Origin of the sequence: Streptomyces tritici, from assembly GCF_048500665.1 — a bacterium.
Classification (GTDB): Bacteria; Actinomycetota; Actinomycetes; order Streptomycetales; family Streptomycetaceae; genus Streptomyces; species Streptomyces tritici.
In genome coordinates this window covers 3,794,290-3,809,039 of the sequence record NZ_CP183183.1, presented here as the reverse complement: position 1 = coordinate 3,809,039, position 14,750 = coordinate 3,794,290, and the positions used below count along the sequence as shown (strand labels likewise).

General features: G+C 71.7%; 15 protein-coding genes. 7 read left to right on the top strand and 8 right to left on the bottom strand.

Annotation, left to right across the window (positions count from 1 at the left end):
- The first annotated feature begins 48 nt into the window (after nt 1–48).
- From folP to ACNJ93_RS17690, 5 genes are all read left to right on the top strand, one after another.
- Nucleotides 49–909 (top strand): dihydropteroate synthase, encoded by an 861-nt coding sequence (folP, locus tag ACNJ93_RS17710; protein WP_418958373.1) that lies wholly within the window; start codon nt 49–51, stop codon nt 907–909.
- On the top strand, nt 906–1,376 hold the full coding sequence (locus ACNJ93_RS17705; RefSeq protein WP_418958372.1) for a nuclear transport factor 2 family protein: 471 nt from the start codon (nt 906–908) through the stop codon (nt 1,374–1,376). Before folP ends, ACNJ93_RS17705 begins: the two co-directional genes overlap by 4 nt.
- A 200-nt stretch (nt 1,377–1,576) precedes the next feature.
- Nucleotides 1,577–1,936: a dihydroneopterin aldolase gene (gene folB, locus ACNJ93_RS17700; protein WP_418958371.1), complete on the top strand. Its 360-nt coding sequence runs from the start codon at nt 1,577–1,579 to the stop codon at nt 1,934–1,936.
- Nucleotides 1,933–2,532: a 2-amino-4-hydroxy-6-hydroxymethyldihydropteridine diphosphokinase gene (folK, locus tag ACNJ93_RS17695; protein WP_418958370.1), complete on the top strand. Its 600-nt coding sequence runs from the start codon at nt 1,933–1,935 to the stop codon at nt 2,530–2,532. The genes folB and folK overlap by 4 nt, the downstream gene beginning before the upstream one ends.
- A gap of 51 nt (nt 2,533–2,583) precedes the next feature.
- On the top strand, nt 2,584–3,075 hold the full coding sequence (locus tag ACNJ93_RS17690) for a DUF3180 domain-containing protein (RefSeq protein WP_418958369.1): 492 nt from the start codon (nt 2,584–2,586) through the stop codon (nt 3,073–3,075).
- Between the two features lie 8 nt (nt 3,076–3,083).
- Here ACNJ93_RS17690 and ACNJ93_RS17685 read toward each other — a convergent pair whose 3' ends face one another.
- The 7 genes from ACNJ93_RS17685 to dacB all read right to left on the bottom strand — a co-directional run bounded on the left by ACNJ93_RS17685 (nt 3,084) and on the right by dacB (nt 11,503).
- Nucleotides 3,084–4,076 (bottom strand): hypothetical protein, encoded by a 993-nt coding sequence (locus ACNJ93_RS17685; RefSeq protein ID WP_418958368.1) that lies wholly within the window; start codon nt 4,074–4,076, stop codon nt 3,084–3,086.
- A gap of 70 nt (nt 4,077–4,146) precedes the next feature.
- Nucleotides 4,147–4,752, bottom strand: coding sequence for a GTP cyclohydrolase I FolE (gene folE / locus ACNJ93_RS17680; RefSeq protein WP_418958367.1), 606 nt, complete (start codon nt 4,750–4,752; stop codon nt 4,147–4,149).
- 99 nt (nt 4,753–4,851) lie between these two features.
- On the bottom strand, nt 4,852–6,873 hold the full coding sequence (gene ftsH, locus ACNJ93_RS17675; RefSeq protein WP_418958366.1) for an ATP-dependent zinc metalloprotease FtsH: 2,022 nt from the start codon (nt 6,871–6,873) through the stop codon (nt 4,852–4,854).
- Nucleotides 6,874–7,059: 186 nt separating this feature from the next.
- On the bottom strand, nt 7,060–7,599 hold the full coding sequence (hpt, locus tag ACNJ93_RS17670) for a hypoxanthine phosphoribosyltransferase (RefSeq protein ID WP_132917781.1): 540 nt from the start codon (nt 7,597–7,599) through the stop codon (nt 7,060–7,062).
- 41 nt (nt 7,600–7,640) lie between these two features.
- The gene (gene tilS / locus ACNJ93_RS17665; RefSeq protein ID WP_418958365.1) at nt 7,641–8,681 is read right to left on the bottom strand and encodes a tRNA lysidine(34) synthetase TilS; all 1,041 of its coding nucleotides are present in this window, start codon (nt 8,679–8,681) and stop codon (nt 7,641–7,643) included.
- A gap of 198 nt (nt 8,682–8,879) precedes the next feature.
- Nucleotides 8,880–10,007 carry a zinc-dependent metalloprotease gene (locus ACNJ93_RS17660; RefSeq protein ID WP_418958364.1) on the bottom strand — a complete coding sequence of 376 codons (1,128 nt, stop codon included), beginning with the start codon at nt 10,005–10,007 and terminating at the stop codon, nt 8,880–8,882.
- Nucleotides 10,008–10,078: 71 nt separating this feature from the next.
- A complete protein-coding gene (dacB, locus tag ACNJ93_RS17655; protein ID WP_418958363.1) occupies nt 10,079–11,503 on the bottom strand; it encodes a D-alanyl-D-alanine carboxypeptidase/D-alanyl-D-alanine-endopeptidase in 1,425 nt (474 codons plus the stop codon).
- 102 nt (nt 11,504–11,605) lie between these two features.
- On the opposite strand from dacB, the gene ACNJ93_RS17650 reads away from it, so the two are divergent.
- Nucleotides 11,606–12,097: an inorganic diphosphatase gene (locus tag ACNJ93_RS17650; RefSeq protein ID WP_418958362.1), complete on the top strand. Its 492-nt coding sequence runs from the start codon at nt 11,606–11,608 to the stop codon at nt 12,095–12,097.
- A gap of 129 nt (nt 12,098–12,226) precedes the next feature.
- Nucleotides 12,227–13,903, top strand: coding sequence for a threonine/serine ThrE exporter family protein (locus ACNJ93_RS17645; RefSeq protein WP_418958361.1), 1,677 nt, complete (start codon nt 12,227–12,229; stop codon nt 13,901–13,903).
- Nucleotides 13,904–13,955: 52 nt separating this feature from the next.
- Here the strand turns inward: ACNJ93_RS17645 and ACNJ93_RS17640 are convergent, their stop codons facing one another.
- Nucleotides 13,956–14,627 carry a DedA family protein gene (locus ACNJ93_RS17640; RefSeq protein WP_418958360.1) on the bottom strand — a complete coding sequence of 224 codons (672 nt, stop codon included), beginning with the start codon at nt 14,625–14,627 and terminating at the stop codon, nt 13,956–13,958.
- Between the last annotated feature and the right edge of the window lie 123 nt (nt 14,628–14,750).

Sequence of the window (14,750 nt, the reverse complement as noted above, 5' to 3'; positions counted from 1 at the left end):
GCAACGGCCCGTGGGGCCCGTCCGAAGGGCGGGCCCTACGCTGGACGTATGAGTACGTTGCGCGGACGGGGCACGGCCTGGGGCCTGCCGGAGTGGGACCGCTGTGCGGTCATGGGCGTCGTCAATGTGACGCCGGACTCCTTCTCCGACGGCGGCCGCTGGTTCGACACCACGGCAGCCGTCAAACGCGGCCTCGACCTGGTCGCCGAGGGCGCCGACCTCGTCGACGTCGGCGGCGAGTCCACCCGTCCCGGCGCCACCCGCGTCGACGAGGAGGAAGAGCTGCGCCGGGTCGTCCCCGTCGTCCGCGGCCTCGCCGCCGAAGGCGTCACCGTCTCCGTCGACACCATGCGCGCCACCGTCGCCGCCCGTGCCGTCGAGGCCGGCGCCACCCTCGTCAACGACGTCAGCGGCGGCCTGGCCGACCCGCGGATGGTGCCCGCCGTCGCCGCCGCCGAGGTCCCCTTCGTCGTCATGCACTGGCGCGGCTTCAGCGAGAACATGAACGACCTCGCCGTCTACGAGGACGTCGTCGGCGAGGTCCTGGCCGAACTGCGCGCCCGCATGGAGGCCGTCGTCGACGGCGGCGTCGCCCCCGAGCGCGTCGTCCTCGACCCGGGCCTCGGCTTCGCGAAGCTCGCCCCGCACGACTTGGCCCTCGTGGCGCACCTGCGGGACTTCCGGGCACTGGGCCGGCCGCTCCTGGTCGCCGCCTCCCGCAAGCGCTTCCTCGGCGCCGTGCTCGCCGGGCCGGACGGCGCACCGCCGCCCGCCCGGGAGCGCGACGCGGCCACCGCCGCCGTCTCCGCGATAGCCGCCCACGAGGGCGCCTGGGCCGTCCGCGTCCACGAGGTCCGGGCCACCGCCGACGCCGTCCGGGTCGCCCGCGCCGTCGAGGGAGCACGGTGACCCACGAGACCGAGACCGAGGCGGTCACGGCCGCCAACACCGCCTTCTACGAGGCCATGGAGCGGGGCGACCTGGAGACGGTCTCCGCCCTCTGGATCTCCGACGCGGACGGCCCCCCGTACTCCGGGATCTCCTGCGTCCACCCCGGCTGGCCGATGCTCTTCGGCCGGGGCCAGGTGCTCCGCTCGTACGCGGTGATCATGGCGAACACCGAGTACATCCAGTTCTTCCTGACCGACGTCCGCGTCTCCCTCGCCGGCGACGTGGCCGTCGTCACCTGCACCGAGAACATCCTCAGCGGCGGCCCCGCCGAGGACGAGGGCGAACTCGGCCCGCTCGTGGGACAGCTCGTCGTCGCCACGAATGTGTTCCGCCGCACAGCCGACGGCTGGAAGCTCTGGTCCCACCACGCCTCCCCGGTGCTCACCGAGGACGAGGACGAGACCCCCTCCGAAGGCGGCTCCTGAGCAGGTCGTACGGCCCTCCGGAGCAACCCGGGGATTGGAATCGCAGGCGTGGGGTAGGCGCGACCTTCAACCTCCGCGGCCCTCGGCCACGCCCCCATGGGACAACGCTGTCGGACCCCGCAGGTAGATTCGAAGTGGACACCCGGCCGTCCGCACCCGGCCGGTGTGTGCACCGACCTACGACAGCAGGAGTGATTCGCGTGGATCGTGTCGCGCTGCGCGGCCTCAAGGCCCGAGGGCACCACGGCGTCTTCCCCAAGGAGCGCGAGGAGGGCCAGACCTTCATCGTGGACCTGGTCCTCGGCCTGGACACCCGCCCCGCCGCGGCCGACGACGACCTCACCAAGACGGTGCACTACGGCGTCGTCGCCGAGGAGGTCGTCGACGTGGTGCAGGGCGAGCCGGTCGACCTGATCGAGACGCTCGCCGAGCGGATCGCCCAGCAGTGCCTCAAGCACCCCGGCGTCCAGGAGGTGGAGGTCGTCGTGCACAAGCCCGACGCCCCCATCACCGTGCCCTTCGACGACGTGACCGTCACCATCACCCGGAGCCGCGTATGAACGCCACGCACAGCGACCCGACCGTGCAGCCCGTACCGGCCTCCGTGGTCGCGACCGTCGACGCCGCGGACAGCACCCTGTCCAACCCCAAACGGGCCGTCCTCGCCCTCGGCGCCAACCTCGGCAACCGCCTGGAGACCCTCCAGGGGGCCGTCGACGCCCTGGAGGACACCCCCGGCGTCCGGGTCAAGGCCGTCTCCCCCGTGTACGAGACCGAGCCCTGGGGCGTCGAGCCCGGCAGCCAGCCCTCCTACCTCAACGCGGTCGTCGTCGTGAAGACGACCCTGCCGCCGTCCTCGCTCCTGGAGCGCGCCCACGCCGTCGAGGAGGCCTTCCACCGCGTCCGCGAGGAGCGCTGGGGCGCCCGCACCATCGACGTCGACATCGTCGCGTACGCCGACGTGGTCTCCGACGACCCCGTCCTCACCCTGCCGCACCCCCGCGCCCACCAGCGCGCCTTCGTGCTGGCCCCCTGGCACGACGTGGACCCCGAGGCGCGGCTCGCCGGCCACGGCCCCGTCGCCGAGCTCCTGGCCGCCGTCGGCCGGGCCGGCGTCGAAGCCCGCCCGGACCTGGAACTCCGACTGCCCGAGTAGCCGTTACGCTCAGCGAGAGCTGAGCCGACGACCGACCACGAAGGGCACCCGGTGAAACAACTACGGCTGAAGGTCCTCGCCGGGCTGTTCCTCGGGGCCGGGATCCTCTCCTGGGGCGCGGCCCGCCTCTGGGACTCCTTCGGCACCCTGCCGAGCGTCCCGCTCGCCGCGCCCATCGTGCTCGCGGCCATCGCGGCGGTCCTGTCCGCCACGGCCCTGTCGATCCGCTCCCGCCTGAAGGCCCAGCGGGACCGCCGTCCGGGCGCCAAGGGCGTCGAGCCCCTGATGGCGGCCCGTGCGGTGGTCTTCGGCCAGGCCAGCGCCCTGGTGGCCGCCCTGGTCTCGGGCATGTACGGCGGCGCCGGCGTCTTCCTGCTCGGCTCCCTCGACATCCCGGCCCGCCGCGACCAGGCCGTCTACGCCGGCTTCTCGGTCGTGGCGGGCATCGCGGTCATCGCGGCGGCCCTGTTCCTGGAGCGCGTCTGCCGCCTCCCCGAGGACGAGAACGGCACGGGCGGCGGCACGGCCACGTCGGCGTCGTAGCGGCCCGCCTACCACGGCTCCCGCACAAGGTGCCCGTTCACCAGGAACGTGGGGTGCGGTGCAAGCCGGTAGCTGTAGAACGTGAAGGGCTTGGCCCCGAGTGCGGGGCGGGGGCGGACTTCGCGGACTTGGACCCACGAGGACTCGGGCGGGTCGAGGGGGTGATGCTCAGGCACGAAGGTGCCGCGGCTCTGCCAGCGGTTCGACACGTAGAGCTGCGATGCCAGGCCTCGCTTCGACGGCGTGAACCGCGCTCCGATGATCCGTGCCAGCTCGACCAGGAACGGAACATTGGCGCTCGTGATCATGCGGCCCCAGCCATGCTTGATGTCGCAGCCGTCACCATCAATGTATCCGTCCAGGAACCCCTGGAAGGTCGTGATGTCCCTCAGCACTACCCGAGGGAAGCCCTGCCGCATGTGGTGGGCGTCACCACCCACGTAGGACCGCATGGCGTCCGAGAGGTACGAGGAGACCATCCGGACGCGGAAGCCCGGCAGATCGCGCTTGAGGAAGCCAGACGGACGCGTCACCGCCTCCAGGCGCGCGGGCAGGCCAGTACAGGCAGTCAGCGCGGCCGCGTACCGCGACGCGAACCACTCCTCGTTAACGATCAGCGACACGTAGTTCTTCCCGACCGTGCCGTCCGCACACGTGGCGCCCACGAAGTAGCCGAACTCGTACCCCGGCCAGATCGTCAACCGCTCCCGGCACAGCTTCCTCGCATGCGTCCAGGCGACAGTCGTCCCCGCCGCATCTGCGGCGTGTGTCCAGCCGTCCGGCGTGGCCAGTAGCACATCGGGGCTGGCCTGAAACGCTGTATGGTCCGTGACCACCTCAACGGCCTCGCGCCCCTTGACCGCCGTCACGTCCGCGACGGTGGTCTGCACCGTCCGGTCACCGTCCAGTGTCCACAGCACACTGCCGGAAGCCACGTTCTTCGCCTGAGCCCAGCCGTCTACCAAGTTCACCAGCATCTTGCTGGTCAGCCCGTACCCCATACCGACCCCCTTGATCAGCGATCAACTCCACTGATCGAGGACGGTATGGAGCAAGACGGACGACTGTCCCCTAACGGGCCAATATCAGGGACATGGCCTCAGCTCGTGTAGTAGCGTCACGAAGTTGCCCTCGCACCGCCGAGGTCGTCGTCTTCGCGCCCGGCTTACGGATGCCACGGAGCGACATGCACATGTGCTCGGCCTCGATGACGACGATCGCACCCCGCGCCTCAAGGATTCGCATCAGCGAATCAGCGATTTGCGTTGTAAGCCGCTCCTGCACCTGGGGGCGGCGGGCGAAAACGTCGACCAGTCGGGCCAGCTTGGAAAGGCCTGTGATTTTGCCGGTCTCGGCCGGGATGTAGCCCACGTGAGCAACGCCATGGAACGCCAGCAAATGATGTTCGCAGAAGCTAACGAATTCGATGTCCTTCACGAGGACCATCTCGTCGTGCCCCAGGTCGAACGTCGTGGTCAGGACGTCCTCGGGCTCCATGTGCATCCCCGCGAGAAGCTCTCTGTACGCCCGCGCCACCCGCGCCGGCGTCTCGCGCAGCCCCTCGCGGTCCGGGTCCTCGCCGACCGCGATGAGGAGCTCCCGTACGGCGTTCTCGGCGCGCTTCTCGTCGAACTCGCCGATCCTGCCCTCGCCGTCCAGCGTCACCGGGTCGGTCATCTGTGCCTCGTTCCGTCTGTCTGACTTGGCGCGAAAAGAGCCGCGCCCCCACAGGCTAGAACCTGTGGGGGCGCGGCTTCCATTCCGGGTCCGGGGGCGCTACGCCTCCGGGGTCTCCTCCGGGGCGACCTCGATCGCCTTGGTGGTGTCGACCGTGGCCGCGGGGGTCGCGCCGTTCGTCAGGGCCAGCTCCTTGGGGGAGAGGACCGGCGGACGGGTCGAGGGGGTGCGGCGGGCGGAGCCGGTCCACGCGGGGCGGGCCGGGCGCTTCACGATCGGGGCGAAGATCTCGGCGATCTCCTCCTTGCCGAGGGTCTCCTTCTCGAGGAGCGCGAGGACCAGGTTGTCCAGGACGTCGCGGTTCTCGACCAGGATCTCCCAGGCCTCGTTGTGCGCGGTCTCGATGAGCTTCTTGACCTCTTCGTCGACGAGCGCGGCGACCTCTTCCGAGTAGTCGCGCTGGTGCGCCATCTCCCGGCCGAGGAACGGCTCGGTGTTGTCGCCGCCGAACTTGATCGCGCCGAGGCGCTCGGTCATGCCGTACTGGGTGACCATCGCGCGGGCCGTGGCGGTGGCCTTCTCGATGTCGTTCGCGGCGCCCGTGGTCGGGTCGTGGAAGACCAGTTCCTCGGCCGCGCGACCGCCCAGCATGTAGGCCAGCTGGTCGAGCATCTCGTTGCGGGTGGTCGAGTACTTGTCCTCGTCGGGCAGGACCATGGTGTAGCCCAGGGCCCGGCCGCGGGACAGGATGGTGATCTTGTGGACCGGGTCGGAGTTCGGCGAGGCCGCCGCGACCAGGGCGTGACCGCCCTCGTGGTACGCGGTGATCTTCTTCTCCTTGTCCGACATGATCCGGGTCCGCTTCTGCGGGCCCGCGACCACGCGGTCGATCGCCTCGTCCAGCGCCTTGTTGTCGATCAGCTTCTGATCGCTGCGGGCGGTGAGCAGCGCCGCCTCGTTGAGCACGTTGGACAGGTCCGCGCCGGTGAAGCCGGGGGTGCGGCGGGCGACCGCGCCCAGGTCGACGTCCGGGGCGACCGGCTTGCCCTTCTGGTGGACCTTGAGAATCTCCAGACGGCCCTGCATGTCCGGGCGGTCGACGGCGATCTGCCGGTCGAAGCGGCCGGGGCGCAGGAGGGCCGGGTCGAGGATGTCGGGCCGGTTGGTGGCGGCGATCAGGATGACGCCGCCCTTGACGTCGAAGCCGTCCATCTCGACGAGCAGCTGGTTCAGCGTCTGCTCGCGCTCGTCGTGGCCGCCGCCGAGGCCCGCGCCGCGGTGCCGGCCGACGGCGTCGATCTCGTCGACGAAGACGATGGCCGGGGCGTTCGCCTTGGCCTGCTCGAACAGGTCGCGGACGCGGCTGGCGCCGACACCCACGAACATCTCGACGAAGTCGGAGCCGGAGATCGAGTAGAAGGGCACACCGGCCTCGCCGGCGACGGCGCGCGCGAGGAGCGTCTTGCCGGTGCCGGGCGGGCCGTACAGCAGCACGCCCTTGGGGATCTTGGCGCCGACGGCCTGGAACTTCGCCGGCTCCTGGAGGAACTCCTTGATCTCCTGGAGCTCCTCGACGGCCTCGTCCGAGCCCGCGACGTCGGCGAAGGTCGTCTTCGGGGTGTCCTTGGTGATGAGCTTGGCCTTGGACTTCCCGAAGTTCATGACCCGGGAGCCGCCGCCCTGCATCTGGTTCATCAGGAACAGGAAGACGACCACGATGAGGACGAAGGGCAGCAGAGAGAGCAGCACCGAGACGAAGGGCGACTGCTTGGAGGGCGAGACGGTGTAGCCGTTCTCGATCTCACCGGCCGCGTACTTCTTCTGCAGGGTGGCGGCGAGGTCGGCGCCCTGGGTGCCGATGTAGCTCGCCTGGATCTTCTCGCTGCCGCCGTACTTGTTCTTGTCGGCGCCGTTCTTGAGTTCGACCTTGATGATCTGATCGTCGCCGGTGGTCAGCTTGACCTGGTCGACCTGGTTGTCGTCGATCGCCTGGACGACCTTGGCGGTGTCCACCGTCTTGTAGCCGCCGGACGAGCCGACGACCTGCATCAACACGACCACGGCGAGGACGGCCAGCACGATCCACATGACCGGCCCACGGAAGTATCGCTTCACGTCCATCCATACGGAGCGAAATCGCTCCGTCCCTCCTGCCCGTAGGTAAATGCTGCTCTGAGAAAAAGCCTATGAGAAAAGCTGTCCTTCGGACGGTACCTCAGCAGGGGCACCCGCGACCGCCTTCGTCCGGTTCAACGGCGGGAGGGCGGCGCGGGTTCCCGTGCGGCGTCCGTGGCGGGCCGAGTCGCCTCAGCCGCCGTAGACGTGCGGGGCGAGCGTGCCCACGAAGGGGAGGTTGCGGTACTTCTCCGCGTAGTCGAGGCCGTATCCCACGACGAATTCGTTGGGGATGTCGAAGCCGATCCACTTCACGTCGATCGCGACCTTCGCGGCGTCCGGCTTGCGCAGCAGGGTGCAGACCTCCAGGGAGGCCGGCTCGCGCGAGCCGAGGTTCGACAGCAGCCACGACAGGGTCAGGCCGGAGTCGATGATGTCCTCGACGATCAGGACGTGCTTGCCCTTGATGTCGGTGTCGAGGTCCTTGAGGATGCGCACCACACCGGAGGACTGGGTGCCGGCGCCGTACGACGAGACGGCCATCCAGTCCATGGTGACGGGGGTGGACAGCGCGCGCGCCAGGTCCGCCATCACCATCACGGCGCCCTTGAGGACGCCCACGATGAGCAGGTCCTTGCCCGCGTACTCCGCGTCGATCTTCGCGGCCAGCTCGGCCAGCTTCGCGTCGATCTCTTCCTTGGTGATGAGCACCGACTTGAGGTCGGTGCCCATGTCCTTCTCGTTCACCCGGGTCACTTTCGTTGCAGCTTGCGTCAGCCTTGCCGGATGACCAGTCTGCCACCCTGGCGTCGTGCCTCGACGCGTCCGGGCAGATTGATGGCGCCCTGGCCGCGCCATCCGGTGATCAGCCGGTCGACTTCCTCGATGTGCCGGGCGAACAGCGAGCCGGCCGGTGCGCCCTCGGCGATGACGGCGCGGCGCAGGACGCGGCGGCGCACGGCGGGGGGCAGGCCGAAGAGTTTGGCGCACTCGAGGAACCCGGTCTCGTCGCGGACGGCGGCCTCCGCGTCGGCGGCCCAGGTGTCGAGGGCGTCGGCGTCGTCGCGGGAGAGCTGGGCCGTCCGGGCGAGGGCCTCGACGACGCCCTTGCCGAGGGCCTTCTCCAGGGCGGGCAGGCCCTCGTGGCGGAGCCGGGAGCGGGTGTAGGCGGGGTCCGTGTTGTGGGGGTCGTCCCAGACGGCGAGTTCCTGGGCGACGCACGCCTTGCGGACGGTCTGCCGGTCGAGCTGGAGGAAGGGGCGGCGGTAGCGCCCGTCGGCGCCGCTGACGGCGGCCATGCCGGACAGGGAGCGGATGCCGGAGCCGCGGGCGAGGCCCAGCAGGACGGTTTCGGCCTGGTCGTCGCGGGTGTGGCCGAGGAGCACGGCGGCGGCTCCGTACCGGTCGGCGGCGGCGTCGAGGGCGGCGTACCGGGCGTCCCGGGCGGCGGCCTCCGGGCCCCCTTCGCGGCCGACGGTCACGGCGACGGATTCGACGGGGTCGAGGCCGAGCGCGGTCATGCGGACGCAGACCTCGGCGGCGCGCAGGGCGGAGCCCTCCTGGAGGCCGTGGTCGACGGTGATGCCGCCGGCGCGGACGGCCAGCTTGCGGGCCTCGAAGGCGAGCGCGGAGGCGAGCGCCATGGAGTCGGCGCCCCCGGAGCAGGCCACGAGCACGAGCGGGGGCTGCTGCCCGGGCCGATGGGGCTGCTGGGGGTGGGCGGCCGGGTGTGCCGCCTGGTGTTCGGTGATGACGTCGTGGAGTACGCGGCGGACCGCCAGGCGTATCGCCGCGACCGCAGGATGGGGACCCATGTCCGGTGCCCTTCGTGGAGAGGGGAGGGGTTGCTCGGTCGGAGTCTTAACGGTCGGAAGTCGGGGTTCGGTCACTCAGAGTGCGTCGATGGTGACAGAACTCGGCCGTTACCCGAGCATTGCACGCCTTACCCCTCGCCTACGGTCCCTCGGATGGGTGATGGCCCGCGCTTTCTTCCGTCATCGGCCTCACCAGACTCACGAGTCTGCCTTACGGTGCACCCTCGCCACCCAGTCCGCGGGTTCGGCGATCTCCGCCTTGGTGGGCAGGGTGTTCGGCGAGGTCCAGATCCGGTTGAAGCCGTCCATGCCGACCTGCTCGACGACCGCGCGGACGAAGCGCTCGCCGTCGCGGTACTGGCGGAGCTTGGCGTCGAGGCCGAGCAGCCGGCGCAGGGCGAGGTCGAGGCGGGAGGCTCCACGGGCCCGGCGCTGCTGGAACTTCTCGCGGATCTCCTGGACGGAGGGCACGACCTGGGGTCCGACGCCGTCCATCACGTAGTCGGCGTGGCCTTCGAGCAGGGACATCACGGCGGTGAGCCGGCCGAGGATCTCGCGCTGCTCGGGGGTCTGGACGATCTCGACGAGGGACTGGGTCGGCTCGCCCTCCTCGCCCTCGGGCCGGCCGCCGACGAAGGCCTGGGCGGCCTGCCGGAGCCGTTCGAGGACGGTGGCGGGGTCGACGTCGGTGGCGGCGAGGAAGGCCTGGATCTCGCCCTGCAGGTGGTCGCGCAGCCAGGGCACGGCGGTGAACTGGGTGCGGTGGGTCTCCTCGTGCAGGCAGACCCAGAGCCGGAAGTCGTGCGGGGCGACGGCGAGTTCGCGTTCGACGTGGACGATGTTGGGGGCGACCAGGAGCAGCCGGCCGCCGCCGTCGGAGGCGGGCAGGTCCCGGCCGGCGGGGGCGAAGGTCTCGTACTGGCCGAGGACGCGGGAGGCGAGGAACGACAGGAGCATCCCGAGCTCCACGCCGGTCACCTTGCCGCCGACCGCGCCGAGCACGGCGCCGCCCGGGGTTCCGGCGCGGCGTTCCTGCATCTTGCCCAGGAGCGGGGAGAGCAGTTCGCGGAAGCCGGCGACGTTGGCGCGGATCCAGCCGGCCCGGTCGACGACGAGGACGGGCGTGTCCTCCGGCTCGTGGCCCTCGGGGATCATGCGGGTGAAGGCCCGTACGTGCTCCTCGGACGCCTTGGCGTGCCGGCGGAGTTCGGCGACGACCGCGCGGGCCTCGTCGCGGCTCACCTCCGGGCCCGGGCGCACCAGCCGGGTCGCGGTCGCGACCGCGAGGTTCCAGTCGACCATCTCGGCACCACCGATGCTCGTCATGCGTCAACCGTACGTTCTCGGGGCGCGTTCGGTGAGGGTTCGCGCCGGTCGGCCGCCGGGGCGCGGTCCGGTCAGCCGTTCGGAGCCAGCGCGGCGGCGAGCCGGTCGAGGGCGGGCTGGGCGGTGTACGGGGACGCGGTGCGGCCGGCGAGGAAGGCGAAGGCGAGGAGCCGGCCGTCGGCGGTGACGACGGTGCCGGCGAGGGTGTTCACACCGGTGAGGGTGCCGGTCTTGGCGCGGACGGCGCCGGCGCCGGGGGCGGTGCCGGGCTCGTCGTAGCGGCCGGTGAGGGTGCCGGTGAAGCCGCCGACGGGCAGTCCGGTGAGGACGGGCCGCAGCTCGGGGCGGGCCGGGTCGGCCGCGCGGGTGAGCACGGCGGTGAGGGCGGCGGCGGAGAGCCGGTCGGTGCGGTCGAGGCCGCTGCCGTCGGCGAGACGGGCCCCGGCGAGGGGGACGCCGAGCGCCTTCAGGCGGGCGCGGACGGCCTGCTCGGCCCCGGCGAAGCTCGCGGGCTTCCCGGCCGCGACGGCGGTCTGGCGGGCGAGGGCCTCGGCGAGGTCGTTGTCGCTGTTCGTGAGCGTCCGCTCGACGAGGGCGGCGAGCGGACGCGAGTACGTCCTGGCCACGACGGCCGACTTCGCGGGGGCGCGGCCGGGGGCCGGGGCGCCGTGGACGGTGACGCCGGCCCGGGTGAGCAGGTCGGCGAAGGCGGCGGCCGCGTCGCGGGCGGGGTCGGCGCTGCGCGGCGCGGGCCCGCTGGTGGAGCCGTCGGTGCGGCCCTCGTCGAGCATGAGGGCGCTGACCGGGGCGAGGTTCTCGTTGGGGCCGATGCGGTGCACGGCGGGGCCTGCGTAGAGGGAGGCGTCGTACGTGAGGGTGACGCGGGTACTGCCGCGGTCGCGCAGGGCGCGGGCGGTGCCGGCGGCCAGCGCGCGCAGGCCGGCGCGGTCGAGGGTCGGGTCGCCGCCGCCGACGAGGGTGACCCGGCGGCCGTCGGGGGCGGCGGCGACGGTGGTGGGGATGCGGTGGCCGGGGCCGAGGGCGCTGAGCGCGGCGGCCGCGGTGGCGATCTTGATGGTGGAGGCGGGCGTCATCGGGGTGGCGGCGCCCTGCCCGTACAGCTGCCGGCCGGTGGTCACGTCGACGACGGAGGCGGTGCGCAGCGGGCCGAGGCCGGGGTCGCCGAGCAGCGGTACGAGGACGGCGGCGAGGTCCTTGGGGCGGCCGGCGGCCGCGGGCGCCGGGTCGCCGGGTCCGAGCGCGGCAAGGACGGCCGGGGCGCTGGGGGCGGGCTCCGGAGCGGGCGGCAGGCCCTTCGCGGCGCGGGCGGCGGCGTGATGTGCGCCACCTGTCGGTTCCACGGCGGCTGCCCTGGCGCGCTCGGCCTTACGCTGACCGTTGTCCCAGGGACCGGCCGCGGCCACCGCTCCGGCGGCCAGGACGAGCCCCAGGACGGCCGAGCCGGCCGTGAGCTGCCACAGTCTCGGCTCCGGCATGGCTGACCAGCCCCTTTCGCGATCACACACCTGCGTGAGGGACACTTAATCACCGCGCGCCGTCGCGAGCATGGACATGTGTTGATTCAGGAGGAGCCACCCGTGGAGTTCGACGTTCTCATCGAGATCCCCAAGGGGTCCCGCAACAAGTACGAGGTCGACCACGAGACCGGCCGCATCCGCCTCGACCGCCGCCTCTTCACGTCGACCGCCTACCCGACGGACTACGGCTTCGTCGAGAACACCCTCGGCGAGGACGGCGACCCGCTGGACGCGCTGGTGATCCTCGACGAGCCCACCTTCCCGGGCTGCCTGATCAAGTGCCGCGCCGTCGGCATGTTCCGCATGACCGACGAGGCCGGCGGCGACGACAAGCTGCTGTGCGTCCCGGCGACGGACCCGCGCATGGAGCACCTGCGCGACATCCACCACGTGCCGGAGTTCGACCGCCTGGAGATCCAGCACTTCTTCGAGGTCTACAAGGACCTGGAGCCGGGCAAGTCGGTCGAGGGCGCCGACTGGGTCGGCCGCACCGAGGCCGAGGCCGAGGTCGAGAAGTCGTACAAGCGCTTCCAGGAGCAGGGCGGCCACTGAGCCCGTCCCCTTCCGCTGTCCGTGACGGGCGGCGCACCCGCGTCGGGTGCGCCGCCCGTCGCGCGTTCATACTGGGACCGACCGAGGCCGGGCGGACCGGGTGCCGGACAGGGAGTGAAGGCGGAGCGAGTGGTGGCGAGTCCGGAGGGCCCCGAGGGCCCGGACGAGACCGCGGAGGACCGCAAGCCGCGGTCGGACGAGGCGCACAGCGCGTTCACGCCGCCCGCAGGGGTCGAGCAGCCTCCTCCGCCGGAGGAGGACCACCCGACCTCCGAGTTCGCGGTGCCGGAGGGCGTGGCGGCCCCGGAGCCGGAGCCCGCCCCCGAGCAGGAGGGGTCGGCCTTCGCCACTCCGTCGGGGTACACGGCGAAGAGCACCCCGCCGGCGTTCACCCCGGCGCAGGGTTTCCCGATGGTGCGGCTGTCGAAGGACGCGCCGTGGCAGGACCGGATGCGGACCATGCTGCGGCTGCCGGCCGCGGAACGTCCCGAGCCGGAGCAGGCGGCGGCCGAGGGCGGTTCGGGGCCGAACGTGCCGCGCGTGCTGGACCTGACGCTGCGCATCGGCGAGCTGCTGCTGGCCGGCGGCGAGGGCGCGGAGGACGTCGAGGCGGCGATGCTGGCCATCTGCCGCAGCTACGGGCTCGACCGCTGCGAGCCGGGCGTGACGTTCACGCTGCTGTCGATCACGTACCAGCCGTCGCTGGTGGACGCCCCGGTGACGGCGAACCGCACGGTGCGCCGGCGCGGCACGGACTACACGCGCCTGGAAGCGGTGTACCACCTGCTCGCCGACATCAACGCGCCGGACCACGACGTCTCGCCGGAGGAGGCGTACCGGCGGCTCGCGGTGATCCGCCGCAACCGGCACCCGTACCCGGGCTGGGTGCTGACGCTGGCGGCGGGTGTGCTGGCGGGGGCGGCGTCGGTGCTGCTGGGCGGCGATCTGACGGTGTTCCTGGTGGCGGCGCTCGGCGCGATCCTCGGCGACCGGCTGGCGTGGCTGTGCGCGGGGCGCGGGCTGCCGGAGTTCTACCAGTTCCTGGTGGCGGCGATGCCGCCGGCGACGCTGGGGGCGCTGCTCACGCTGCTGCACGCGGATCTGCGGCCCTCGGCGGTGATCACCGGCGGTCTGTTCGCGCTGATCCCGGGGCGGGCGCTGGTCTCGGCGGTGCAGGACGGCCTGACCGGTTTCTACATCACGGCCTCGGCGCGGCTGCTGGAGGTCGGGTACTTCTTCGTGGCGATCGTGGTGGGCGTGCTGTCGGTGCTGTACGTGGCCGTGCAGTTCGACGCCAATCTGAACCCGGAGGGGGCGCTGCAGCCGGTCGAGCGGCCGGTGGTGCAGATCGCGGCGGCGATGCTGCTGTGCCTGACGTTCGCGATCCTGTTGCAGCAGAGCCGGGCGACGGTGTGGTTCGCGACGCTGAACGGGGGCGTGGCCTGGGTGGTGTACGCCTCGATCGCGGTGACGGCGAACGGTTCGTCGGTGATGGCGACGGCGGTGGCGGCCGGCCTGGTGGGTCTGTTCGGCCAGCTGATCGCCCGGTACGAGCACACGTCCTCGCTGCCGTACGTGACGGCGGCGATCGGGCCGCTGCTGCCGGGTTCGGCGACGTACTTCGGTGTCCTTGCGATCGCGCAGAACAACCTGGACCAGGGCTTCACCTCGCTGGCGAAGGCGGCGGCGCTGGCCCTGGCGATCGCGATCGGGGTGAACCTGGGCGGCGAGCTGGCCCGCATGTTCATGCGGGCCCCGGGCTTCGGCGGGGTGCGCCGCGCGGCGAAGCGCACGCGCGGCTTCTAGAGGGTCCGGACGCGGGCCCCGGCTCCGCGGGGCCCGTACCCGTATGCGACGGCTACCGCTTGGCGTGGCGGCCGCGCTGGGCGCCCTCGGCCGCCTCGGCCTTCTTGGCCTGGGAACGGGCCCGCAGGACCTCGATCACGATCGGGATCACGGAGATCAGCACGATGAGGATGAGGATGGCCTCGATGTGGTCGTGCACGAACTGGATCTTGCCGAGGGAGGCGCCGAGCAGCGTCACGCCGGCGCCCCAGAGCACGCCGCCGATGATGTTGAACGTGATGAACGAGCGGTAGTTCATGCGGCTCACACCGGCGATGATCGGCGTGAACGTGCGCACGATCGGCACGAAGCGGGCCAGGATCAGCGACTTCGGGCCGTGCTTCTCGAAGAAGACGTGCGCCTTCTCCACGTTCTCCTGCTTGAACAGCTTGGAGTCGGGGCGCTTGAACAGGGCGGGGCCGACCTTGCGGCCGAAGAGGTAGCCGACCTGGTCGCCGATGATCGCGGCGGCGACGATGAGGGTGCACACCAGCCACAGCGGGGTGTCCAGCTTGCCGGTGGTGACCAGCAGGCCGGTGGTGAACAGCAGCGAGTCGCCGGGCAGGAAGAAGCCGATCAGGAGTCCGGACTCGGCGAAGACGATGACCAGGACGCCGATCAGACCGAAGGTCTGGATCAGATAGTCGGGGTCCAGCCAGCTCGGGCCGAGGGCAAGCGTGTTCACGGGTTGCGGGCTCCAGACTCGCGTGCGGGGGCGGGGACGGCCGCCCCAAGGTACCAACGCTTGCCGAACGGCCCGGGTTCCACGGGTGGCCCCGGGGTTCCCGGCCGGTCACGCCCGGATGCG

What these genes read in the sequence shown, in the direction of transcription:
- tilS (WP_418958365.1), bottom strand. Translation starts at nt 8,681, where the DNA reads ATGGGTCCCCATCCTGCGGTCGCGGCGATACGCCTGGCGGTCCGCCGC.
- folK (WP_418958370.1), top strand. Translation starts at nt 1,933, where the DNA reads ATGAACGCCACGCACAGCGACCCGACCGTGCAGCCCGTACCGGCCTCC.
- hpt (WP_132917781.1), bottom strand. Translation starts at nt 7,599, where the DNA reads ATGGGCACCGACCTCAAGTCGGTGCTCATCACCAAGGAAGAGATCGAC.
- ACNJ93_RS17660 (WP_418958364.1), bottom strand. Translation starts at nt 10,007, where the DNA reads ATGACGAGCATCGGTGGTGCCGAGATGGTCGACTGGAACCTCGCGGTC.
- folP (WP_418958373.1), top strand. Translation starts at nt 49, where the DNA reads ATGAGTACGTTGCGCGGACGGGGCACGGCCTGGGGCCTGCCGGAGTGG.
- dacB (WP_418958363.1), bottom strand. Translation starts at nt 11,503, where the DNA reads ATGCCGGAGCCGAGACTGTGGCAGCTCACGGCCGGCTCGGCCGTCCTG.
- ACNJ93_RS17685 (WP_418958368.1), bottom strand. Translation starts at nt 4,076, where the DNA reads ATGGGGTACGGGCTGACCAGCAAGATGCTGGTGAACTTGGTAGACGGC.
- folE (WP_418958367.1), bottom strand. Translation starts at nt 4,752, where the DNA reads ATGACCGACCCGGTGACGCTGGACGGCGAGGGCAGGATCGGCGAGTTC.
- ftsH (WP_418958366.1), bottom strand. Translation starts at nt 6,873, where the DNA reads ATGGACGTGAAGCGATACTTCCGTGGGCCGGTCATGTGGATCGTGCTG.